General features: G+C 35.1%; 17 protein-coding genes. 6 read left to right on the top strand and 11 right to left on the bottom strand.

Going from position 1 to position 26215, the window contains the following annotated elements; genetic code table 11:
• Positions 1-1020 (bottom strand): LacI family DNA-binding transcriptional regulator, encoded by a 1020-nt coding sequence (locus ABD730_RS14005; protein WP_344715511.1) that lies wholly within the window; start codon positions 1018-1020, stop codon positions 1-3.
• 150 nt (positions 1021-1170) lie between these two features.
• Here ABD730_RS14005 and kduI point away from each other — a divergent pair, with 150 nt between their 5' ends.
• Genes kduI through ABD730_RS13990 form a run of 3 tightly spaced genes read left to right on the top strand, consistent with a single transcriptional unit; the run spans position 1171 to position 4018 of the window.
• Positions 1171-2013, top strand: a complete 843-nt coding sequence (gene kduI / locus ABD730_RS14000; protein ID WP_344715509.1) for a 5-dehydro-4-deoxy-D-glucuronate isomerase — start codon at positions 1171-1173, stop codon at positions 2011-2013.
• A 19-nt stretch (positions 2014-2032) separates the two neighbouring features.
• Positions 2033-2827: a gluconate 5-dehydrogenase gene (locus tag ABD730_RS13995; protein WP_344715508.1), complete on the top strand. Its 795-nt coding sequence runs from the start codon at positions 2033-2035 to the stop codon at positions 2825-2827.
• Between the two features lie 15 nt (positions 2828-2842).
• Positions 2843-4018: a DUF4861 family protein gene (locus tag ABD730_RS13990; protein ID WP_344715506.1), complete on the top strand. Its 1176-nt coding sequence runs from the start codon at positions 2843-2845 to the stop codon at positions 4016-4018.
• Between the two features lie 118 nt (positions 4019-4136).
• Here the strand turns inward: ABD730_RS13990 and ABD730_RS13985 are convergent, their stop codons facing one another.
• The gene (locus ABD730_RS13985) at positions 4137-5003 is read right to left on the bottom strand and encodes a helix-turn-helix domain-containing protein (RefSeq protein WP_344715504.1); all 867 of its coding nucleotides are present in this window, start codon (positions 5001-5003) and stop codon (positions 4137-4139) included.
• Positions 5004-5211: 208 nt separating this feature from the next.
• Here ABD730_RS13985 and nqrF point away from each other — a divergent pair, with 208 nt between their 5' ends.
• The 3 genes from nqrF to ABD730_RS13970 are packed head-to-tail and all read left to right on the top strand — an operon-like array spanning position 5212 to position 9247.
• Entirely contained in the window at positions 5212-7545 is a 2334-nt protein-coding gene (gene nqrF, locus ABD730_RS13980; protein WP_344715503.1) for an NADH:ubiquinone reductase (Na(+)-transporting) subunit F, read from the top strand.
• 11 nt (positions 7546-7556) lie between these two features.
• Positions 7557-8288, top strand: a complete 732-nt coding sequence (locus tag ABD730_RS13975) for a creatininase family protein (protein WP_344715501.1) — start codon at positions 7557-7559, stop codon at positions 8286-8288.
• Positions 8285-9247: an aldo/keto reductase gene (locus ABD730_RS13970; protein ID WP_344715500.1), complete on the top strand. Its 963-nt coding sequence runs from the start codon at positions 8285-8287 to the stop codon at positions 9245-9247. Before ABD730_RS13975 ends, ABD730_RS13970 begins: the two co-directional genes overlap by 4 nt.
• Before the next feature lie 145 nt (positions 9248-9392).
• Here ABD730_RS13970 and ABD730_RS13965 read toward each other — a convergent pair whose 3' ends face one another.
• The 9 genes from ABD730_RS13965 to ABD730_RS13925 all read right to left on the bottom strand — a co-directional run bounded on the left by ABD730_RS13965 (position 9393) and on the right by ABD730_RS13925 (position 26212).
• Positions 9393-11120, bottom strand: a complete 1728-nt coding sequence (locus tag ABD730_RS13965; protein WP_344715498.1) for a hypothetical protein — start codon at positions 11118-11120, stop codon at positions 9393-9395.
• A 14-nt stretch (positions 11121-11134) separates the two neighbouring features.
• Positions 11135-12805, bottom strand: coding sequence for a SusD/RagB family nutrient-binding outer membrane lipoprotein (locus tag ABD730_RS13960; protein WP_344715497.1), 1671 nt, complete (start codon positions 12803-12805; stop codon positions 11135-11137).
• A gap of 3 nt (positions 12806-12808) precedes the next feature.
• Entirely contained in the window at positions 12809-15994 is a 3186-nt protein-coding gene (locus ABD730_RS13955) for a SusC/RagA family TonB-linked outer membrane protein (protein ID WP_344715494.1), read from the bottom strand.
• Between the two features lie 220 nt (positions 15995-16214).
• Positions 16215-17435, bottom strand: coding sequence for a glucuronyl hydrolase (locus ABD730_RS13950; RefSeq protein ID WP_344715493.1), 1221 nt, complete (start codon positions 17433-17435; stop codon positions 16215-16217).
• A 29-nt stretch (positions 17436-17464) separates the two neighbouring features.
• On the bottom strand, positions 17465-19123 hold the full coding sequence (locus ABD730_RS13945; RefSeq protein ID WP_344715491.1) for an MFS transporter: 1659 nt from the start codon (positions 19121-19123) through the stop codon (positions 17465-17467).
• Positions 19124-21430: a GH36-type glycosyl hydrolase domain-containing protein gene (locus ABD730_RS13940; protein ID WP_344715490.1), complete on the bottom strand. Its 2307-nt coding sequence runs from the start codon at positions 21428-21430 to the stop codon at positions 19124-19126.
• A gap of 19 nt (positions 21431-21449) precedes the next feature.
• On the bottom strand, positions 21450-23828 hold the full coding sequence (locus ABD730_RS13935) for an alpha-L-rhamnosidase-related protein (protein ID WP_344715488.1): 2379 nt from the start codon (positions 23826-23828) through the stop codon (positions 21450-21452).
• A gap of 14 nt (positions 23829-23842) precedes the next feature.
• A complete protein-coding gene (locus tag ABD730_RS13930; RefSeq protein ID WP_344715486.1) occupies positions 23843-25342 on the bottom strand; it encodes a sialate O-acetylesterase in 1500 nt (499 codons plus the stop codon).
• Positions 25343-25357: 15 nt separating this feature from the next.
• The gene (locus ABD730_RS13925; protein WP_344715484.1) at positions 25358-26212 is read right to left on the bottom strand and encodes a polysaccharide lyase; all 855 of its coding nucleotides are present in this window, start codon (positions 26210-26212) and stop codon (positions 25358-25360) included.
• Positions 26213-26215 lie beyond the last annotated feature (3 nt).

Genomic DNA, 26215 nt, shown 5'->3' with positions numbered 1-26215 from the left:
TCACTTTTTTGACGATTGACGTTCTATTAAATTAGAATCCATTATGATGGTTTGTGCGTCTAATGCACCATTTTCTTTTGTTATATGCTTCAAAAGTAATGCTGTAGCAGCTTTACCTATTTCAATTCCCGGCTGATTAATTGTGGTTAAAGCAGGATTAATAACTGTTGAAATAGGTTCATTACTAAAGCCAACAATTGCAATATCCTCAGGGATTTTAACACCGTTGTCAGTTAAATATTTAATGGCTCCAATAGCAGCCACGTCGTTTGCAGAAAATATACCATCTACGGGATTTGGTAGGGCTAATAATTTTTCGGAATTTTTCCTACCATCTTCTTCCATTAATTTTGATGGAAATACAAGTGCTTCTTCAAAGGGTAGACCATGTTTTGAAAGGGCATGCTTATAACCTTTAAATCTGTTTTTATAAATTTCTAGGTTTTGCGGACCAGAAAAATGAGCAATATGTTTACATCCTTTTAAAATGAGATGTTCTGTCGCCTCAAAACCACCATTAAAATCGTCAATTAATACATTAGAATAATTAGGAATGTCACAATGTCTATCAAAAAAAACGAGTTGAATACCTTGCTTTTTTAAGACTTCTAAATGCTTATAGTCTTTAGTTTCCATTGAAATGGACATGAGCACACCGTCAACACGTTGACCCATAAGCGTGTTTATAATTTTTTTTTCACGATTGAATTGCTCTAAAGATTGACAAATAATAACCGTGTAGCCAGCTTCATATGCGGTCTCTTCAATACCACTAATTACAGATGAAAAGAAATGACGCGAAATTCTTGGTACTATAACTCCAATGGTATTTGTTTTGCTTTTTCTTAAACTAGAGGCTAAATGGTTGCGTTGGTAACCCATTTCTGCAGCCTTAGCTAAAACAATATCCTTAGTTTTTTGTATCACTCTTGGGCTATCGTTTAAAGCTCTAGATACTGTAGAACTATCGATATTTAAGGCCTTAGCAATATCGTGTATGGTAACCTTATTGTTTTGCATTTGAATATTATTTAGTACCTATTAGATTACGTTTTTTACACTTATAATCAAGGAACATTATGTAACAAATATATGATATTCAAAATACAATCGATTGTATTTTGAATATTTTTATTACTTTTACAAAAATTAACTTAAATATATTTGGCAATGACAACTCACTATCAAACACGATATGCGGCATCACCACAAGACGTGAAAAATTACGATACGAATAGATTAAGAGATGAATTTTTGATTAGTAACGTTATGGAAGATGATGTTATTAATTTGGTTTATTCGCATTATGATAGATTTATTACTGGAGGAGCTGTTCCAGTGAAAAATGAATTAAAATTAGAATCCATAGAGCCCTTAAAAGCAGATTATTTTTTAGAACGACGCGAATTAGGAATTATAAATGTTGGTGGCAAAGGCACTGTTTCTGTCAATGGTGTAGCTTATCATTTAGATTATAAAGAAGCATTATACATAGGTAGAGAAAATAAAGATGTTAGATTTAGTAGTGAGGATGCTACAAATCCGGCAAAATTTTATTTAAACTCTACACCAGCTCATAAAACGTTTCCAACTAAAAAAATTAGTAGAGAAGATGCTGAAGTGGTAGAATTAGGTGCTTTAGAAACAGCAAACGCCAGAACAATTAGAAAACTAATTGTAAATAGTGTAGTTGAAACGTGTCAGGTACAAATGGGTATGACTGAGCTAAAAACAGGAAGTGTTTGGAATACCATGCCAGCTCATGTGCATGATAGAAGAATGGAGGTGTACTTTTATTTTGAAGTGCCAGAAGATCAGGCTGTCTGTCATTTTATGGGAGAACCTGAGGAAACAAGACATATTTGGATGGCCAATAATCAAGCTGTAATTTCTCCACCTTGGTCTATACATTCAGGCTCAGGAACGAGTAACTATATCTTTATTTGGGGTATGGCTGGAGAAAATTTAGACTACGGAGATATGGATCACTGTAAGATCAATGAGTTAAAATAATTTATTAAAAACAGCAATTATGTCTATTAACTTATTTGATTTAACAGGAAAAACAGCATTAATAACCGGAGCTACGCATGGTTTAGGAATGGCAATGGCTAAAGGTATTGGAAATGCAGGTGCTAAAATTGTTGTAAACGGAAATTCGTCACAGACAAAATTAGATGAAGCTGTTGCAACTTATAAAGAATTTGGTATTGAAGCCTACGGTTACCTTTTTGATGTTACAGATGAGGTCGCTGTAAAAGAAAATATTGAAAAAATTGAAAAAGAAGTTGGTTCCATTGATATTTTAGTCAATAATGCAGGTATTATTAAACGCACTCCATTGGTAGATATGGAGGTGGTTGATTTTAAAGCGGTTGTTGATGTCGATTTAGTAGCACCTTTCATTGTTTCTAAACACGTTGTAAAAGGAATGATTGAAAGAAAAAGTGGAAAAATTATTAACATTTGTTCCATGATGAGTGAGTTAGGTCGAAATTCAGTTGGTGCTTATGCGGCTGCAAAAGGTGGACTTAAAATGCTAACTCAAAATATGGCGACAGAATGGGCAAAATTCAACATTCAAACCAATGGAATAGGTCCTGGGTATTTTGCAACAAGTCAAACAGAACCTATTAGAGTAGATGGTCACCCTTTTAATGATTTTATTGTCAATAGAACACCATCAGGAAAATGGGGAAACCCAGATGATCTTCAGGGTGCAGCTATATTTTTAAGTTCTAAAGCCAGTGATTTTGTTAATGGCCATGTTGTTTATGTAGATGGAGGAATTCTTGCAACTATTGGTAAACCTGCGAACGAAGATTAGTAAATATAAAATAGTATGAAAATCATAAAAAATCGTATTTCTGTATTACTGATAGTGCTTTTATGTGCTTGCGCGCAAGAAAAGAAAAACACCATTATTAGCGTAAAAAACACATTAGAGTTTGAGCGTTCCTTTGAAACTGTAGAAATTGATAAAGCGTTCTTAAACGTAGATAATCTATCTCATATTGGTATTAAAGATATAAATACAGGCGAGCTTCAAGTGACCCAATTAGTGGATAATGATGGAGATGGCACTATGGATGTCATTTTATTTCAACCTAAAATAGCTTCAAAATCTGTAGCTAAATTTGAGGTGGTGACAATTACCGAAGCAGAACAACCTAAAGCAGCAGAATTGTGTTATTCGCGTTTTGTACCAGAACGAACCGATGACTATACGTGGGAAAATGATAAAGTTGCTTTCCGTGTTTATGGTCCAACGGCACAAAAAATGATTGAAGATAGTATTCCTGGAGGTACGCTTTCTAGTGGTGTTGACGCTTGGTTAAAACGTGTAGAATATCCAATTATTAATAAATGGTACAAAAAGGAAACTGAAACAGACGGAAGTTATCATATCGATTCAGGTGAAGGATTAGATGATTTTCATGTTGGCGCTAGTCGTGGAGTAGGTGGTATTGCTGTAAAAATTGATACGACGTATTATACCGCTAAAAACTTTATCAATTGGCATACAATAACAACGGGGCCTCTCAGAACTAGTTTTTATTTGGAATATGAAAATTGGGATGCTGCAGGAAACACAATTACAGAATCAAAAGTTATCAGTTTGGATTTAGGTCAGAATTTTTCAAAATTTAATGTGTCATTAGATGGTGTCAAAAACATTTCAGCTGGTTTAACTTTACATGAAAGAGATGGTGAAGTTTCTGGTAATAATGAAGAAGGTTGGCTTAGTTATTGGCAACCTCATGCAGATTCAGAGTTAGGAACTGCTATTATTGCGTCTAAAGATTATTTTAATGATTTTGAGACTTATAATAGTGACATAAAAGATCTTAGTAATGCTTATGCACATCTTAAAGTCATCGACAATAAGGTTGTTTATTACGCAGGTTTTGGGTGGAAAAAAAGTGGTCAGTTTGCTTCTGAGAAAGCATGGGAAGACTATATAGTTACATTTTCAAAATGTGTAAACAACCCTTTAGAAATTAGCTTGAATAAGTAGAGTATAAATTAGATGTCATTAGGCGTTTAAACTTTTTTTAATGAGGATAATTTCTTGAAGTATGGTTTATTTCATAACATAAAAATAACCATAAAGCCATAGTTTTACAACGTTAAAACTATGGCTTTCTTCTAATTTGTCCTGGAGAATACCCCATTTTATTTTTAAATACTTTTGAAAAATAGAATAGCGAATTAAACCCTGTTTTAGCGGAAATTTCCTTTAAAGAAAGCGTGGTATTCACCATAAGTCGTTTCGCATGTTCTAGCCGTTCTTGAATAAGATATTGCTGTAAGGAAACGCCAGTATTATTTTTAAAAACCGTTCTAAACCTGTTGTAACTTAAGTGATGCTCACTAGCCAGTTTTTTAAAGTCTACATCTGTATTAAGATTCTCTCTAATAAAATCAATTATTTTTTTACAAAGTTCTTCTTCTCGATTACCTGTTTCTTGGTTTTCATAAGAAATAACATAGGCAACCAACTGTAAAACGATGCCTGCTAAAATTTTTCTAAATCCTGGGCTATTTCTTTTAACTAATTTTATAGATTGATTAAATAAAAATATCAACTCATCCTGATATCCCATTTGTTTCACATAGGACGTATTGTTAGGAAACAAATCTTTAAGTATTTTATTAGATAAGACCTCACCTCGTATGCCCATCCAATACTCTTCCCATCCTGTGTCTTCATCTGGTTTGTACTTATGCCATTCTCCTGGGTATAATAACATAACATCTCCTGAGTTCACTTCCCATTTGCCAGATTTTGTCTCTAGCGTACCCTTGCCTGTAGGCACATACACAAGATAACATCCAGGTAGCGTTCTTCCCATGGCTTGTTGAAAGTCATGTGTATCTGGGTGACCTTCTAATGGGTATTGAGCTCCAGGGTAAATATGCTGATAGCCACATGTAGGCACATAAACACCCCAAACCTCGGCTTCAGGGTCGTCAGCTAAATAGTGAAAAAAACTGTCCATATCTAATCAAATGTAGACATTTTGAACAACAAAACCAACAAAACGTCTATTGTTTGGAATAGGTGATTCCTCTAAGTTTGTAAATCACCCATATTGAATAAAGTGTTTCTCATGGCGCTATAATCAATTTTCATCACGTCAATTTATAAGAGCAAAAATTAACCGTTTGCAAATTTGACATAAGGTATGAAAACAGTAAAAAATTAAAATGATAGATCTAGAACCAAAGGTTGTAATACAAAAAACACATAAAGAAAAGACTTTGGCTCATGAAACCTCTATGCCGAACCCTCAAATTGAATTAGACTACTCACTAACAGGAAAAAATGCTGCTAGAGCTATAGAATTAGGACTTGCTGAGGCAGATTGGTACCAAACTCCAGTGCCTCGCAAAATCATGCGAAAATTATTAGTAAGAAAAGATGGACCAGCCATTATAGATACCTTACTTTTAGTTGCTATTTTAGTTAGTACAGCGGTCGCTACCATTTTACTCTGGGGCACATGGTGGGTTGTATTTCCGTATCTTATTTACGCTGTATTTTATGGTACAAGTTCAGACTCTAGATGGCATGAGTGTAGCCATGGAACAGCATTTAAAACCGATTGGATGAATAATGTTGTTTATGAAGTAGCATCGTTTATGGTGATGAGAGAATCTGTAGTTTGGCGTTGGAGTCACACCCGTCATCACAGTGATACTATTATTGTTGGACGCGATCCAGAAATTCAAATACCGCGTCCACCAAACATCAAGAATCTTATTTTATCTCTATTTAATTGGGGAGGTTACAAAACATTCTTTCCAAGTTTAATTCGGCATGCATTTGGAAAAATTACGGATTCGGAAAAAACGTATATTCCAGAAACTGAATTTGGCAAAATTTTTACAATAGCACGCATTTACCTAGCAATTTATATTGCTGTTATTAGTTTGTCTATTATTTTGAGTAGTTGGATTCCAATATTTCTATTTGTATTACCTCAATTTTTTGGGACTTGGCTGATGATTGTGCATAACACTACACAACATGCTGGTTTAGCAGAAAATGTTTTAGATCACCGTTTAAATTGCCGTACCGTTTATATGAATCCAATAAGCAGGTTTATATATTGGAATATGAACTACCACACAGAACATCATATGTTTCCGCTTGTGCCTTACCATGCACTTCCTAAATTACATGAACTTATAAAAGACGATTGTCCTCCAGTTTACACGTCTATTTACAGTGCTTGGAGTGAAATACTACCTGCCATAAAAAGACAAGTTAAAGAACCTGGTTATTACGTGAAACGTAAATTACCAGAAGGAAAAAACGTCGCACCAGAAGGTTTAGTAAAGTCTAAGGTATTACCTGATTCTGAAGGCTGGTTAGAAGTTTGTGCTGACAAAGATTTAGAGGTTGAAGATATTATTAGATTTGATCATGTAAAGAAAACCTTTGCCCTTTTTCGTGATAGTCAAGGCTGTCTTCATGCTACAGATGGTATTTGCACACATGGAAATACACACTTAAGTGAAGGTTTAATAAAAGGTAAAATTATAGAATGCCCAAAACATAATGGACGTTTTAATATTGAAGATGGTTCTCCTGCTCGTGCTCCTATTTGTCAAGGATTGGCAACTTATCCCATTGAAAACCGAAATAATAAAATCTGGCTAAATATTGAAAAGGCAGGTGGATCAGGTTCTCGCAAGAAAAAGCGCTATGATTTAAAAGTAATTAGTAACCAAAATGTTTCAACATTTATAAAGGAACTTATTCTTGAGCCTATAAATACGAATGAAAAAATAGAATTTGTGCCTGGAGATTATATGCAAATTAACATTCCAGAGTATAATGAAATACCATTCAATCAATTTGATATTCCAGAGCCTTATGCTGCCGTTTGGAATCATCAAAGAATTTTTGATTTAAGTTGTAGTAATGCTGAGGTTGGTCGCGTTAATAATTATTCATTAGCCAGTAACGGACTTAAAGAACACACACTTAAATTTAATGTTCGTATAGCGACCCCACCACCTGGTCAAGATTGTCCTCCAGGCATTGGTTCTAGTTATATTTTTAATCTAAAACCAGGTGATCGTGTAACTGCTATTGGTAGTTTTGGAGATTTTCATATAAAACCGACACAGAGAGAAATGGTTTATATTGGAGGTGGAGCTGGTATGGCGCCAATCCGTTCTCATATTGCGCATCTATTCGAAAATGAGTCTACCCATAGAAAAGTGAGTTACTGGTATGGAGCACGCTCTAAACAAGAAATTTTTTATGATGATTATTTCAAAAGTATTCAAGATGAACATACTAATTTCAATTTTCAAATAGCACTTTCTGAACCGTTAAAAGACGATAAATGGGAAGGACAAACGGGTTTTATTCATCAAGTTGTTTTTGATACTTATTTAAAAACGCATCCCAACCCTAAAGCCCTAGAATTTTATCTATGCGGTCCACCAAAGATGATTAAGGCCTGTACCAAAATGTTGACGCAATTAGGAGTGAGAAGTCATCAAATTGCTTTTGATGAGTTTTAATGCTGAATGATATGAATATTGTTAATGACACTACAAATACAGCTTCTACTTGGGGACTATACGACCAAATGCGACCTCAGGAGATTGAAGCGATTCAAAAAAAGACACCTATTGCATATTTGCCTTGGGGAGCCATTGAATATCATGGAAATCATAATCCTACTGGTCTTGATAGCATAAAAGCGTTTAGCATGTGCAAAGACTTAGCAGAAAAAAATGGAGGTCTTGTTTTTCCCGTTGTTAGTTTGGCTGCTAATTTAATTAAATCTTATCCAGGTGTCAACTTCCCTAAGCATTCTATTGAATTTTCAGAGAAGCTCATTAGGCTTGCATGTGAAGAGTATTTGGAACAACTAGTTGTGCAAGGTTTTAAAATTATTGTTTTATTATCTGGACATGCAGGCGAACCTCACCTGACGCTTTTAAAAACGGTAGCAGAAGCGTTTAATAATAAATATCCAGATAGAAGATTTTGGGCATTAGCAGAATTCGATATTTTACCAGATGATCTATTAGTTGCTAACCATTCGGCTATAGGTGAAACATCCTTACAATTATACTACGCACCTGAAACGGTAGATTTAGAGACCTTACCAAAGGACAGGTCAGTTACGCTAGAATTAGATGCTGTTTCTGGTGACGATCCAAGATTAGCGACCAAAGCATTAGGTGAAAAGATTGTAAAATTATTTCTAAGAAATGCATCTTTAGTTATAGAAGAGTTAAAACGAAAATATTTATGAAATATAGAAAATTAGGAAGAACGGGTATAGAAATTAGTGAAATCAGTTTGGGTACTTGGGCTTTTGGTAACAAAGTTTATGGTGGTGTTGATGAAAAGGATGGGATAAATACCATTCATGCCGGTATTGATATGGGTGTAAATATTTTTGATACAGCACCGCAGTATGGTACTCCAGAACAAGATGGTGTTGCCGAAATAGTTTTAGGAAAAGCACTAAAAGGCAAACGTGATAAGGTACATATCTCTACAAAATTTGGACGAAATCCGACGATTAAAAATGGAGCGTCTCAATTTTATAAATCGCGAGTAATTGATTCCGTAGAAGAGAGTTTAAAACGGTTACAAACCGATTATATCGATGTGTTATTTTTTCATTCTCCTTTTTCTCCTGAAGAAATCGATGATGATGTCTGGGAAGGAATTGAACAAGTTAAAAAACAAGGTAAAGTACGATTTATTGGGCATTCTATTTCCATGTTTCATCAGACCGAAAATATGGCACGTCAATGGGCAAAAGAAGGTAAAATAGACGTTATTCAAGTGGTATTGAGTTTAATGAATAAAGAATCTCAGGAATTAATCGAAGAATTACAAGAATACCCAATTGGTGTCTTTGGACGAGAGTGTTTGGCAAACGGGTTTTTATCAGGAGCAATTACAAAATATACAAAATTTGCAGAAGGCACATTGAATGCACGTTATTCGCGTGAAGACATTGCAGAGCGCGTTGACCAAGTAGAGGCTTTCAAGTTTTTAATGAGAGATGACGTTAAAAATATGCCACAAGCTGCCTTACGTTGGGTATTGGATCAGAAAGGGATTTCAACGGTTTTATCAGGAGCTAAAAATATTAGCGAGTTAAAAGGAGCGGTCTCTGCTTCAGAAGCAAGGCCTTTTACTGAGTTAGAATTAAAATTGGCCAAAGAATCATTAAAAAAGGATTTTGAACCTGCTTAAAATCTAACATTTATATTTTTAAGCAAGAAAACAGCATTCATTATAAAATATTAAACTTAAAAAACCTCTAGCACAATGTATTACGTTGTACTGGAGGTTTCTATTTTTAGTAAGTTTTAAATACTTATATTTTTAGATAACAAGCTTACTCATCTTCTAAAGTCACTGTTAGAATAGGAGCGGTTGCCCCTGATTCTGCACTATCAAACTGTAAATGCGCCCAAATTGGCATGTCATTTCGGTTAGCACCAATTCTAAGAAACATAAATTCTCCGGCACTTGCTCCATTATCATATTGGTCATTCATAAAAGTTGCTAAAGTTATGCCTGATGGGTCATCCATAACAAATTCGCCAAGAGCATCTCCATCAGTGATAAAACCTTGTTGAATTGCAGTAGCATTGGCATCGGTATTATAATCTCCTGTAAAATAGTCTGTAGATAGAACCTCTGAAGTTGATCTGGAAGCTATAGCGTACACATCAAACTCTACGGGAACCCAAGAGTTATTATTAACGACATTGACCTTTAAAACGGCTGATTTTACTCTTTTACCTTCAGGGATTTCTGGTAAAGCAAATGGCATTACACCAACGACTTGATCATCACCACCAACGCCTGTGGCTACGTGACCACCAAATAGTTGAGTCCATGTTGCATCCACAGAGCCTCCACTCCAAATTGTAGCATCTCCTGCATCCGCAGTTACATCGAAGGCCGCGTTTGGATCAACAATATCAATAGTAAAAGTTAACTCAGAGGATTCAACACCATTAGTAGCAACGATGGTAATATCATAGGTACCTAAATCGCATCCTCCGCAATCGGAATATGGGTCAAAAGTTATTGCTCCAGATCCAAAGCCGTTATCTACAAAATTTGCGAATTGTGGTAAATCATTTGCTTCCATAGTAATATTACCGCCTAAAGGATCTACGGCTTCAATTTCTACTTCTAAAACTGCTCCTTCCGCTAATACAACATCATCCACAGGTAGAAAAACAGGAGCTTGATTTTGTGTTAGTGTTGTGATTTCCATATTTAAAACTCTATGCGTTCCAGGATCATCCAAATTAAAATTACCAGCGACCATAGACCAATAATCTTGGTGTGTAATTTTACGTCTAAATTTATAATTTTCTCCAATTTGAACAACGTCTCCACCTTGCTCATTGGCGTATATGTCATAAGTCATAGTAACGGCATCGATATCCATTCTTACATGATACGTTAAACCAGCATGATATTCTAGCTCGTTATCCGCTGCGTACCCAGTATCATCATAAGCATCTATTTTTCCTGAAGGATTTAATCTTACAATGCATGAGTTATCAGAATACGTTGTTGCAATACCATCTAAGATACCAACAACACCATCCATGATGTCTTTACTAGGAATCATATCAAACTCAACAGTAAATGTACCTGTTTGAGTGCCTTGCGGAATTGGAATAGATTGCCATTCGTTAATTCTACTCGTGTAACCATCGAGATTACCTCTAAAATTAAAGACCACTGTTTTCTCATATCCAGAAGGTCGGGTCGCAATAAAATTAACTCTTTTGGTCTCTTCTTCAGTAGGAGCGTAAGTATAATTTAAATTGTTGCTTAACACCTCACCAGTCTCGTCGTCTACCCATTTTACGGTGGTGTCTTCACTTGGTGATACTTGTAGGTTTAGGTCTAGTGTTTCTCCTATTAAAACATCATAACCTTCCCATGCAATACCTGTTATGTTATCTCCTTCACCCCAAAAATAAACGGTTAAATCTGTGTCAGATAATGTTGGATTATTTACATCGTCTTGACTGCAAGATGATGTAAGAAGTAATAAAATACTAAAAATATAGGCACTATAATTCTTTATTTTCATAATGTTTTTTTTTATTAATCTGATAAATCAACTCCTCTTGTTAAACTATTATCCCACCAAACAGGTGCTCCCCAAAAATTAACTCCGTTATCTAAATGGGGTTCTAAATTTTCTCTGTTAAAATTCATTTCAGTATTAGGATATGGTAATTTTCTAGGAATTAAACCATTTAGTGTTTGGTCCGTATACGGATTATCAGTTGTAGGTTTAAGTACAGGAAAACCTGATCTTCTCCAGTTTGCAAAGCCTTCTATACCATTGTAAAAATTATTAACATAATGTTGCATGTTTATAGCCTCCATTTTATCTGCAGTATTGTTCCATAAATTTTCAGCGTAAACATCTGAATTAATATCTAAATTAGGTTCAGCACCTAATATTATAACCAGTTCATCAATGTTAGCAAAAATGGCATTTTTATAATGGGTTTTAGCATCACCACCAATACTACTCCAACCTCTTAGAGCTGCTTCTGCCAACCAAAGTTCTACTTCAGAATAAGATTGATATATTGAAGGTAAGTCAATCCGTGTTAAATGTCTTCTTATCTGAAGTGGTTTAAAATATTTATCAATTTGAACGGTTCTACCATTTTTTTCAACGAAACGTGGTGACCAAATATCGGCTGGTGCATCTTCAGGTGATTCAAATAAAAAGTATCCTGGTGCATAGCCTTCAAGAACTCCATAGGCAGCTAAATATTCATCTGTAATTTCCACACTAGTTTCGGTAGAAGACTTTGAGTTGTATCGCGATGTAGCATCTTCTTGGTAAGCGGCATACATTCCAAACATCATTAAGAGTCTTGGGTCATCGTTGTCTCGTAAATAAGATACATATGTTTCACAGGCCACCATTATTTCTTCTGAAAAATTTTGAACTTGTGAAAATCCATTTCCTCTAATTTCTGAGGCTCCACTTGTGCTTACTGTAAAATCACCATGTTCTACTTTGGCAGCGTCATCAATATTTTCCATCACACCATCTTCAATAGCTAATACGGCTTCTGTTTCGGCTTTAGACAAATTAACATTGACTAATCTCATAGCATATCTTAATCTTAAAGAATTTGCAAATTTTCTCCATCTTTCTACATCTCCATTATACATTAAATCACCTTCTAAAGCTTTAGAGTCATCTAATTGAGCGGCAGCTTCTTTTAATTCCTTAAAGAAATCGTTATAAATGTCTTCCTGATTGTCGTAAGCCGGATGTAAATTATCGTCCTCTGCTTGTGCACCCGCTTCAAAATATGGTAAATCTCCATAAGTATCTGTAAGTTGAGCAAAGATCATAACTTTTAATATCCTGGCTACAGCTTCGTAATTTACAAGTTCTGGATTTTGTTCAGCTTCTTGAATGGCGTAAGTTAAATCACTGATTTCACGATAAGAACTTTTCCACATATACTCCATATAACTTATATCGAGTTTATAGGCTTGCCCATGCGATACAGTCCACCCATCTGAAATCATTTGCGTAATTGACATGTGATACGCAGCTAAAGATCTCCATTGTGTTTCTCTATCCCCAGAGTAGCTTGTTTGTACTTTAGAGATTAAGGTTTTAGGGTTGGCAATAGTTGAGGTTGTTGGGTCAACATTTAAGTCGTTAAAATCTTCACAACTAGTAGTTAGTGTTAAAGTAGACACTACTACTATTAATAGCTTTATACTTGTCTTCATTTTTTAAAATTTTGCAGTTAAGTTAAATCCGTAACTTCGTCTTTGTGGTAAAGAACCATATTCATAGCCTTGTCCATTACTAATATTGTAAGTTGATTCGGGGTCGACATTAGGTACATTTGAATAAATTAACCATAAATTTCTACCAATAATAGAAAAAGTTAAACCATTTAAGAATTTAATGTTTTTTAGTGCTTTTGGTCCTAAAGAGTAAGATAAAGATACCTCTCTTAATTTTACATACGATGCATCGTATATAAAAGGTTTTATAATGTGCGAATTTGCAATGCTGCCCCAATAATCTTTAGGATTTACATAAACGTCATTAGCTCTATAATTTGGATTTCCGTCTACTCCAACTCCATCTTCAATGACCCCTTGTGCTAGGTAACCACCTGTGGCAACCCAATTACTTGGAAGTTCGCCAGCACTTTCCCGTTCTGATTCGGATAGTGCCCATCCTTCTCGTCCGTCTAAGGTTCCAATATGTGCCCCTTGTTGATATAATTTTTGATTGGTCATAGATAATATATCTGCACCAGATTTAATTTGAATTAAAGCTCTTAACCTAAATCCTTTATATTGGATACCATTGGTAATACCTCCAGTAAATTTATATTGCCCATTACCTAAAGTCACTTGTTCATCAGATCTTAAAGGTAGTCCATTAGCACCTAATATAGGAGTACCATCCTCAGTACGTTTAAAGTCGTAACCGACAATATCTCCATAAGAGCCACCTTCTTCTGCTGTGATTAATGAGCTAATCCAATCTGCTCTTGCAATGGTTTGTCTTTTTGCTTCTTCATGTAATTTTACAATTTTGTTCTCATTGTGGGCAAAATTGAATGTTAAATCCCAACGGAGATCATCTGTTTTGATAGGTACAAAATTTACCATCACTTCCCATCCTTTATTGTTTATTTCACCTGCATTAATACTAGCAGATTCAAATCCGTTTGAATTAGAAATAGGAATATTCATAATTTCGTCATAGGTGGTTTGATTGTAATGTGTTATGTCTAAGCCAACTCTCCAATTAAAAAGTTTTGCGTCTAAACCAAATTCATATCCTTTTGTTCTTGAAGGGTTAATATTGGTAAAATAAGTAATATCATTTACGGTTGAAAAATTTGCTCCGTTTGAAGAATATGGGTAATCGAAAAAGGTATTATAAGCATAAGGATCTGTATCGCCACCAACTTCGGCATATGAGGCTCTTAATTTTGCATAAGATATTGTTTTAGATTTTATATTTTCTATGGCCTTGGTTAAGACTAAAGCACCTGTAAATGATGGATAAAAATAGCCGTTATTTCCTTTTTTTAATGTAGATGACCAATCTTGTCTTCCTGTGACATCTAAAAAGGCATAATCTTTAAAACTAACATTTGCAAATCCGTAAAACGATCTGACTGATTTTCTAGGGTTTTGTCGTCCTACAATGAATTCATTATAATTATTTATAGAGATGACATCCTCTGACCCTTGGTTTTTACCAAGTATAGTATTTGTTGAACTTTCATAATTCATAATGTTTCCACCAAGACTTGCTCCAACGGTCCAATTATCGTTAAGCTCTTTATTCGCAGAAAATAGAAATTCCGTATTAATTTCAGTAGTTCTTGAGTCTATTTTTGTTAATTCTCCCCATTCAGCTAAAGGGGTTGTTTTTGGTGAGTAATTATAATAATCATATGTAAATGTATCTATACCAGATTTGAATTTGAAATCTAACCAATCTGTGATATTATAGTTTAAAGAGGCATATCCTAAAACTCTATTCTTATTAGATTCATTTTTCATGTTATATAATGAATAGTAAGGATTGATAATTCGAGTTGCAGAATTCCAAAACACATAATCACCGTTGACATCCGTTGCACTATCTTGTAACCATTGCTGATCAATATTTCCTGGTAAGCCCAAAAGTGCTAATGCCGTATTTGCACCAGAATAACCCAAATAAGGTCTATTATCTACATCTTCTAGAGTAAAATTAACTTTGGCATCTAAAGTTAATTTCTCCCACATTTTCATATGCCCTTTTAAAGTGAAGTTATTTCTATGTAAACCGCTATTTGGAACAATATCCTCCATTTTTACATCTGATGCAGAAAATAATAGGTTGGCAGATTCATTACCACCAGATAAAGAGATGGTATTTTGAATGGTATAACCTGTTCTAAAAAAGGACTCAATATTATCTTTTTTTACACCATAATCTCTATACTGTCCATCGAAAGAGATGAATTGTAAATTTGGATCCATTTTACCACCCCAACTCCACATTCCTGTAGCGTCACCAATATCTCTTGGTGGAGTTCCGATTCCTTGACCATACACATGTTGAACATCTTCGTATCCACTTATGACCTCATCAAACGTAGAGTTTGTTGAAAAATTAATATTAAATTTAGATTTCGAGTTCTTTTTAAAGGATTTTGTAGTAATTAAAATGACACCATTACCACCTCTAGAACCATATAATGCTGCTGCTGCAGGACCTTTTAAAACAGATATGGTTTCTATGTCATCTGAGTTTACAGAAGAAATACCATCTCCTAAATCTTGGCCACCGTATTGTCCGGCTTGTCCGAAAGAGTTGTTATCCATTGGAACCCCATCAACAACGTATAGTGGTTGATTAGAACCATTAAATTTTGTGTTTCCACGAATAATAATTTTAGATGAACCACCTGACCCTGTATTTGGTTGCGCAATATCTACACCAGCAACTTTTCCTGCTAACGAGTTAACGGCATTAATACTTTTTATTTCAGCGAGTTCTTCACCATCAACTTTAGATATAGCATAGCCTAAAGCTTGTTCCTTACGTGAAATTCCTAGAGCAGTAACCACGACTTCGTTAAGAGCTTCAACAGATTCAACCAATTGAATATTAATAACGGTATTATCTCCTATAGTTACCTTCTGTTCAGAGAAGCCAATATAGCTAAAGCGAAGTACGTCTCCTTTTTCTGCATCAATTGAATAAACTCCATTAAAATCCGTATTCGTCCCCTTGTTCTTTCCTACAACAATGATGGACACACCTGGCATAGGCATCTCATCTTCTAATGAAGTCACTTTACCAGTTATTTGAATTTCTTGTGCTTGCAAAACAGAAAATGATGTTATTATAAAAACACAGAGAAATGCAGTGAGTTTAAAATGTGTTATTCCCATAAAAAATTGAATTTAGAATTATAAGGCTTTTAAAGAAACGTCAAAAAAGTACCCTAAAAAGTTAGTTGTTAGTAATACAATAGCTAATTATTATAGTATTCTCAAATATATATATAAAAACTTCTAAATTCATAATATTACACGGCTCAGTAATGAATAAAAGACAAAACTTATAAAGGTTTGAGCAGTATGTATAAATTTCCGTTTTTAAATGATACCGTTATATATTAGACCATCGAATTAAAGCCTCTAAATAGTAGTAATCTGCATAATTTAGTGGAGCATCGGTTTCATTATTTTCATGAAAATTGCCCACAGAATGTTTTAAAATAAAGCCTCCGTTTTCATTTTTTTGAGCTAAATAGTCATCAGATGAAAGTGTTCTTAAGATGGTTTCGGTGTAGTCTAAATATTCTTTTTTATTTGTTACATCAAAAGCTTGTAATTCCAATAATGCCGATGCTACAATAGCTGCCGCTGAGGCATCTCTGGGAATCTCTTCAGTACTTTCGGCATCATAATCCCAATAAGGAATATTATCACCAGGAATTTTATCGTTATTCATAATATAATCGGCTATCTTCTTAGCTTGCTCTAGGAATATTTTATGTCCCGATTCTTTATAAGCTTCTGTATAACCATACAATCCCCATGCCTGTCCACGCGCCCAAGCAGACTCGTCAGCGAAGCCTTGAAAATTTACTTTTTTACGTACTTCACCTGTAATATGGTCGTAGTCTATGATATGATAACAACTATAATCAGTTCTATACTGGTTTTTAATCGTAGTTGTGGCGTGAGCATTTGCGATATTTGAAAACGTTGAATCTGCCGTATGCTTAGTAGCTTGATATAAGAGGTTTAAATTCATCATATTATCAATAATAATAGGCATGTCTAATCCTTTCCCTTGAATCCATGGCGCATCAGTATCCCAAGATTGGATGACTTTTGCAACTGGTCGGTAACGTGTACTTAAGGATTTTGCCGCATCAATAACCGCTTGTTTATAGGTGTCCTTTCCGGTAAGGCGATAGCCTTGTCCAAAAGAGTTTTGTATCATAAATCCAACATCGTGGTTCCATTTTACAAATTGGGCGGAGTCTAAGGCTTCTGTAAATTTTTCGGCCTCTATTTTCCACTTATTATCATTTGTTTGTTCGTATAAATACCATAGTGAACCTGGAAAAAAACCACAGGTCCAATCTTGTTTGTAGGCCATTCTAAGCGATCCATCCTTATTTAAACTTCTTGGGTTCAATAATGGTGAAATGGTATCTATTTTATGTATTAAATAATCATACTGATGTTCTGCTAATGAAAAAACCCGTTTCACGAGTTCTTGTTTAGTTTCCTCAGTGTGTTCTTTAACTTCAATTTTATTTTTACACGATGTTAAAACTAAAATCGAAATTGTGATCGCTATAAATCTTATTGACATTGTCATAGTCTTTTAATTTTTTACAAAATTTATTGTTTTTCTGCTAGGGCTCTTCTCGATTCCAATTCACCCTCAATTTTATCCATGGTTTTATTATCAAGCGGATAGAAACTCATAATACCAGCAACAAGAAAACTACCTGCAGCAGGAATTAAACTTACCATTAAAAGAATACCAAAAGCAGATTCTGTTGTTTGTACTGTATTAGCCTTAAATCCATAAAAAGCTAATATCCAACCGGCTAGCGCTGCTCCAATGGTAAGTCCAAATTTTTGAGCCATGGTAGAAGCCGACATAATTAGGCCCGTAGCACGTCTGTTATTTTTCCATTCAGAATAACTTGCCGTATCCGTATACATCGCAAATAAGATTGGAGCTGGTGGACCTGAAGCTAAACTGACAATGATATTAAGAGCGAATATCATTGTTATATTAGATTTATCCACAAAGAAGAATAGGGCTGTAAACGTACCAGCAATGAGTTGGCAGGCAATGACAACTTTCTTTTTACCAAATCGGTTACATAGTTTCTCAGTAAAAGAAATGGCAATGATTGTGACTATAGTTCCTGACACTAGAAACGAACTTACTAGCGATTCATCTTCTATGTAGTATTTAAAATAATACATAACCGACCCATATCTAATGGCAACATACGCCAAACTTATCACTCCAATAACTAAAAGCACCAACCAAGGCTTATTGCTAAACAAGTCTTTAAAGTCATTTTTGATGTTTGTTTTCTGTTCTTTAGGAGGCGAAACACGCTCTTTGGTGGTATAAAATGTGGTTAGAAACATGATGATGGACATAATTCCAAATACAATCATGACCCCTTGAAACCCTTTAGCTTCATTTACCACCTGAACTGATAGTTTCTTCGAGAAAATAGTTTCGTCAAAATAGGTTGAAGGATTTAAAGTATGTGTTCCAAAGCCCTCTTCTAAATATAAAATATCTGTTGTATCATCTATTTCACTTTTTAAATCATTTTTATAAACGATTACGGTAACGTTTTTAGTTAACAGGTCGTCTTCACCTATATCTGCATTTAAAACTAATTTTGAAGCTCCAACACCATGTTCAGTAATTACAATTTGATTGGTATTTAATTCTGCTGAAAACACACTGGTATTATCTCCACCGATACTATTAACTAATGGAAGCGTTAAGGCTTGCACAAGCAATCCGCCAGTAAACGCAAACATAAATCTGTATTGTGAAAAACTAGCGCGCTGTGAAGGACTTGCAGAAACAACTCCCATCAATGAAGAATAAGGAATATTTATAGCCGTATATACCATCATCATTAGCGTATAGGTTACATAGGCGTATATAATTTTGCCTGTTAGGCTAAAATCCGGTGTTGTAAAAGTGAGTACACCTACCAGTGCAAATGGTAAGGCCAACCACAAAAGAAAAGGACGGAATTTTCCCCATTTTGTATTGGTACGATCGGCAATAAGTCCCATTACCGGATCGTTGATGGAATCCCATATTTTTGTAATTAAAAACATGGTTCCTACGACAGCTGCTGGTAACCCAAAAATATCGGTATAAAAATACAGTTGAAAAATCATTAAGGTCTGCCATACCAGATTTGAAGCTGTATCTCCTAAGCTGAAACCAATCTTTTCTTTTATCGATATATTTTCCTCTACACCAATATTTTGTTTGTCTAACTTCATTTAATTCGTTTTAGTTTTTCCTATTTGAAAATCTATAGAGATTTCCTTTTGGTTTAGTCCAGATTCAGATACTTCAATAAAATTATCTGTTTGTTCTTTTCCGTCAACCAACATCATTTGTTCCTCACCTCGTTTTATGGTAATATTGAATGTAGTCCCTCTAAAAATTCTTGTATAGGATACATTATTCCAAAATGAAGGAATTTGCGGATCAATTGTAACCCCTTTTAGAGTTCGTTTAAAGCCTAAAAGATTATCAAAACAGTTGAGCATATTCCAAGCCACAGTACCTGTTCTCCAAGGATCATCAGAAACGTGTCTATCTTTACGTAATGCCGATGGACCTACATAACTATTGGGTTGTGCATAAGGTTCTGATTTCTCTTCTGAAGGCAGAATTCTTTTAAAGGTTTCAAAGGCTTTATCGTTTCTTCCTGCAGCATAATCTGCTGCAATTTTAAATGATGCGGCATGACAATAGACGTTTCCATTGGTAAAATTACCCTGTGGAATCCCAGTTATAGAACCGATGTCTTTATTGTATTTTGTAAATGGTGGCCAATTATGAACAGGACCAACAGGTGTATCTACCATAGGTTCCACTTTTTTCATGATAACTTCATATTTTTCAGCATCAATAATGCCTGCAAGTACAGCCCATGACTGCGGATTTATGAAAACTTGCCCTTCTTCTGAAGCATTATCACCTACCTTATTTCCGGCATCCGTGTAAGCGTAAATAAAGTGATCTTCGTCCCAACCATATTTTAAGATATTCGCTTTAATTTCATGATATCTTTCTGCACATTGTGTTGCTATTGTTGTGTCACCTTTCCAAGCTGCAATTTCTTCAACCACTTTAAGCGCTTTAGCAAGAGCTATACTCATCCAAACTCCTTCTCCTTTTCCTTCAGCACCAACGCGATCCATTAAATCATTCCAGTCTCCATGTCGTATTAATGCTAAGCCGTGCTCTCCTCTGTCGTTCCAAAGAAAATCTAAAGCTTTTAAGTTGTGATTCCAGATGGTATCTTCTCCACTATCAGAATAGGCGACAACTTTATCTAACATGCTAAGATCCCCGGTTTCCCGAAGTATGGAATATGTGGCATGACTAATCCAACTTGGTGAGTCAGAATAATGTTTATCTGCCGCTGCCACCTCCATAGAAGAGACTCTAAATGCTCTAGGACAAAATCCATTACTCTTTTGATTTTCTAACGCTTTTTCTAACATTTTTAAAGCACGGTCAGGATCTATAATGGCAACACCTGCGGCATCTTGAAGTGTATCACGATAGCCTTTAAAATAAAACCTTGCCCAGTCTGCCATAAGATGTAACTGATGTTTCATCCAAACGTTAAACAGATTATTAAAATCGGCATCGGGAGTGTTTAATTCTGAAAGGCCTAATCTGGCTATATTTTGTTTTTTGATAGTTTCAAGTTCGGCATCAATACGAGCACTATTGGCATATAAAGCCGTAAAGTCATCTGCTTCAGCTTCATCAAATACAATACCCATTACAATATTGATGCGTTGCTCCGCTCCATCATTCAGATTTAAATTGTGCTGTAAGGCAGATACCATATATTCTGTTGAAGCATCACTATCATTTAATTGTCCTTTAACGATACAGTCTGGCATTTCAAAACTGAGGTTGTGACCTAAGAATACATCTTTACTAATGTCAAAATGATCAAAAGGTACATCAGTATAGGTAAATGCGCGATACTTTTCCGTCATAACACTTACCGATCGGTTTCTAAAAAACAATCGTTGTTTTTCTCTATCGTGATAACCATCAACGGCAGAATTATAGCCATAGGTTAGATTTACTCCATCTAAAATCACTTTTGCTACGCTAAATACAGATATGTTTCGTGGTCTACCTGATTCATTAAATACCTTTACGGACCATATTTCACCGGCTTCTTGGCGTGGTACAAATATTTGAAATGTGACCTTGATGCCATTTTTTTTACTTTCCAAAATGGTATAGCCCAATCCGTGTGTACAACTATAGTCATCTAATTCAACACCAGTTGTGTTTGGTGCTACGGACCATACGTCGTTAGTCTCATTATCTCTTAAGTAAATATGTCGTGGCGCACTTCTATCATCTTGTTTTCCAAATAGATTAGTTAGGACACCAGCTTCATTTTGATACAATGAAAAGCCATTAAGATTTTGTCCTACACTGGCTAAGTATTTTGGGTTCCACAACATGTTAAACCAATCGCGAGGCGGTTGTGAATTTGTTATGTTATATTCAAGTCCGTTATTTATATAACTACCGTATTTCATATTACTGTTTTCTAAATTTTTATAATGCTATGTTTTGTTTTCCTCCAACAAGTGGAATCGATTTTCCTTGCCATTTAAATTCACCTTTAAGATCTTCTGGCGTTGAAATCTCTGCATTTATTTTATTATCATTTCTTGAATAGCGAACGATGATCATACCTTGAGGATGCGGAAATTCGACATCGAGTTTTGTTAATTGTCCTAAATTTGGTTCTATTACAACCGATTTGAACGAATGTTCGCCTGGATATATACCAGCAACGGTGTGTAGAAAATCGAAGTTTGGACTCGAGCTCCACGCATGACATTCTGAACGCGGATTAATATCCGTTTCGCCATAAGTCGTCATGCCATCATCAATCATACCTTTCCAAGATCCTAATAAATCGAAATATAAATCTCCTAAACCTACCTTTTGAAGTGCTCTAAAGAGGTAAAATTTAAAATATATTGTAGCTTGAAAAAGCGTCTCGTCTTCAAGTACTTTTTTCATTATGTCAGATTGAACATCTTGTTTAAATGTATCGGTTAATATACCTAAGATATTTGTGTGCTGTGAGAATTCTTTTTTATCTGGTGTTTCAGCAATAAGTCCTTTTTTTGTATCAAAACAGCGTTCTAAAACAGACTTTTTAATACGTTTAGACAGTTTTTGATACGAATTGACTTCATGTTCTAAATTAAAATAACGGAATACAGCTTGTGCATGATCTAAGGTTTTGGCAAACTGTAACGCGATATTTGCTGAATAGCCATCGTCTGCACCTTGAGGAATGCCACTTGGAAAATCGATAGTCCAATCTGTGAAATTCCACCATTTTAAATTTGTAAGCATACCAGTTTCATCAACACGAGTAGCAAACCAGTCTATTATTGATTTAATTCCAGGAATAAACTGACGTAAAAATTCAGGATTATTTCTATACATGAAATAATCATAAATCATATCGACCCAAATCAATGAAAAAGGTGGTATAATTTGAATTATGTTTGATGGATATCGACTTTGGGTTAAACCTTCTGAGGTGCGAGAGTCATCGAATTGTTGTATGGCTTTTCGCATTAATCTGTCATCCCCAGACACATAAATTGAGATAAGAGACGCAATTTTTGTATCGCCTATATACTGTAAATTTTCATAATAAGAATCGTAATACATCTCGTCTGCAGAATTACGTAATGTTCTCCATGCGGCATCCCAAATTTTAGTAAGAGAAGGATCGCCTGTTCTCACTTTTGCTTTTTCTTCAAATGGATATCCTGTATAAACACCATGGTAATCTTCTAAAATTAAAGCCTCTTCTTTTGTCGTTATTTCTAGTTCAATAAATCGATAGGTTCGTCGTGAAAGCGGTTTATAAAATCTATGTTTACCACCATTAGGACAAATGATATCATAATACCCAAATATGGATTTTCCTTCAAACTCATTACGATTTCCTTTTAAATCTACTAGGTTTAAATTACCATCAGAAACTTTTTTATCTGGATTGACATCTTTTATTAATGCTTCTGCATAGGTTATTTTTAGTTCACTGTTTTTTCCATGGCTATAGGTTAATTCTGGATATCCTGTAGTGTGATATTTTTGATCAATTAGAATTTTTACCTTTGAATTTTTAGGGATTATAGTGGCTTTACCATTTAAAAATCCGTCATTTTTTTCAATGCCACTCACTCGGATAATTTCAGGAAACCTTTCTATTTTTTCTTCCATAAAAGGAATGGTTCTTGGCACTAAATGCCAAGCTCCTCCGTATAAAAAACCTCTACCCACAGCAAACTCTGTCGTTGTGCTTTTAGGGTTTAGCCAATGGTTGTCATTAAACTGTAATTGGTTCCAACCCCAAGGGTATTTTGAGTCATCAACATGGTCACGTGGTCCTGCGGCATAATAAGCATTCATCATCTCGCTTGTAATCTTAACTGGTGAAAATGCATGGTTTTTAATCACTTTCCAATCGGCACTTCCGGTATTAATATCTAAGTTGAGGTTTCGGTCTGCTTGTAAGATAAAAGCCGTTTGGTAAGTCACTTGCGACACACTTCTGTACTCACCGAAATTCACGACTTCAGCAGCAATAACGTTTTTACCAACGTTTAATTTGTCGGCTATATTAAGTGTTTCATAACGTTGGTGTGCGGTATCTCCAATTGATGGTCCGTAACAAACACGTTCGCCATTAACAAAAAGTCTATAACGGTTGTCGGCAGACACAAAAATGATGAACTCACTTATTTTCTCTTTGAGAGTAAATACATGGCGAAAAAGGAACACACTATAGTCTAGTGTTGATGCACTTGGGTGTGTAACCCATTGTGCTTTCCATGTATGCTTAAGCAAGTTAATATCTTTTCCGGACCCATTAACCGTTACTGTTGACTCTGGTCTACTCATATTTATCTTAAAAATTAATCGATTTTCGCTCTAAAAGTTGATACAGGCAATCCTTTAATCGATGTTAAATTAGCTTCTGTATAAGGTTTCCAGGCGTATCTTATGTAAAAGGGTTTTTTGTGTTTATTTGCTAAGCTAAACGTTATTGTTTTGCCTTCAATATGAGGTTCTAATTTTTCAAAATGAATGTTATCTGTACTTATTTCAAAACCAATTATATCTTGTGATGGTGGTGTTTTTAAACCACTAAACTCGCCTTTAAAATGAAGCGTATAGGTGTGGTTGGAAAAAGTGGTTTTGTCAAACACAGGGCTTTCATAATCTTTAATTACTTTGTACGTATCTCCGAGTGCTAAGAGTGCCAATCTTTCGCCAACAGGTTGTTTGTTTTTTGCATGTGTATCTTTCCGATCACCAACATCAGATATTACAGCCATTTTGGTATTGGCCACTTCATTTAATGATTCGCTTTGCGCATATCTAAATTCTGGCCATGCAGGTCTGTCTTCTCTACTGGTTAATTGTGTAAAATAAAAAGGGACGTCTGCATTAAAATCTGTACGCCATAACTTCACCATTTTTTTAAACATAGATTGGTACAACACAGGTGCTTCTGCATTGGATTCTCCTTGGTACCAAATAACACCTTTGATTGGTACGTTCTTTATTGGTAATATACCATTCTCGTAATTGTAACTCGGCATCCAAGGGTGTTTCTGATTGACATCTTCACTCAGTAATATTTGATGTTTCGCTACTGAAATCATCGCATCCTTTTCTTCCGCTTTAGCTTTCCAACGTTGTTTTACAAAGTTTGATATAGTAGAATCTTGTTGAATTTCTTTTTTAGACAACCATGATTCAATGGGCGAACCAGGAACTGCATTGTGAATAATACCGATGGGAATATTTAATTCACTTTGTAATTTTTCGGCAAAGTAATACCCAACAGCAGAAAAGTACAACACATTCTCAGGTGTTGCTTTAACCCAATCCTTGGTATTAAAATATTGATTATTTTGAATTTTTGTTAATTCTTCTTTCGTATGAACACCCTCTTTACCTGTTGGGTAAGTGGGTTTCATGTTGAAAATTCTTAGGTTAGGATTATTTGCTTTTTTTGCAATGCTATCTCCATTTAAAGTACGTTTTAGATCGAGATGCATGTTAGATTGCCCAGAAGCCAACCAAACGTCACCTATTAAAATATCTGTGAGTTGAATGGATTCATCTGTTGATACAATATTTAATCGATATGGACCTCCAGCTTCTAACGCCTCAAAATTAACGTTCCAGCGTCCTTGACTATTAGATAAAGTTGTAATGGTTACATCTTTCAACGTTACTGTTATTTCTATGTTTGGTTTGGCGGTTCCCCACACAGGAATTTTATGATGTCGTTGTAAAACCATCTGGCTAGAAAAAATAGCATCGACGTTCAACTTGTTTTGTGCACCTGAAAAAATGGAGTAAAACGTCAGAAAAATGAATAAACAAACGGTTTTAGTTTTCATAAAATAGCGTGTATTTTAATTAAATTCAGGTTTTAATTTGGTGACTTTTATTTTATCAAACAAAGCAAAGGAATCATTTTGCGGCGCCCAATCTTCTGTAGCTCCTCCGTGAAATGTTGAAAAGTAAAATGAATCAATATCGCCTTGGTCCCATAAGCGATAGCGAACTTCTGTATCATCAATTACTTTTACACCATCGATCCAAACCTGCATAATGCCGTTTGGTAAATTGTTTTGATTTAATTTGATACGTTGCGTTAAGCGGTACCATTTTCCAGTTTCAAAATATATTCCTGAATTCACTGAATCTCCATATTCAGAAGCCATATCCATATAATAAAAATAGACTACGGCCTCAACGCCTGCGTTTCTATTGACCCACATGTATCGTGCACTCCAGCCTTCACCATTGTCGGGGTGATTTCCACCCGTATACGTTGAGCCACCACTGGTTAAACCTGGTAATTTACCGCCTTCTCTAAAATCGAACCCTTCTTCGAAATATACATAATAGTCCAAATAATATTCATTTGAAGCCGGTAAGGTTTTTATAAATTGAACACCATTAGTTTCTGGTCCAACTGTTCCTTCAGGATAATCTACTTTTAAAACCTGCCCTTTTTCTCCTTCAGGATCAGCAACAATATTGGCGTTATCACCAAGTAAAGACCAACGGATATCTCCACCTTCGCTTATTAAATTTTGCGTTGTATAGGTTCCTTGCGCTGCGGTTTCAAAATCTAATTCAAAAATTATATTTTCAGCAATAGGTGTCTGTGGGTCTTCATTACTATCCTCAACGCTTTCCTGAGCACAAGCATTCAGCATAATGCCATTAAAGAATACTATAAATAAGATTGTATTTTTCATAAT

Source organism: Winogradskyella damuponensis (assembly GCF_039538385.1).
Classification (GTDB): Bacteria; Bacteroidota; Bacteroidia; order Flavobacteriales; family Flavobacteriaceae; genus Winogradskyella; species Winogradskyella damuponensis.
This window is presented reverse-complemented; position numbering and strand designations above follow the sequence as displayed.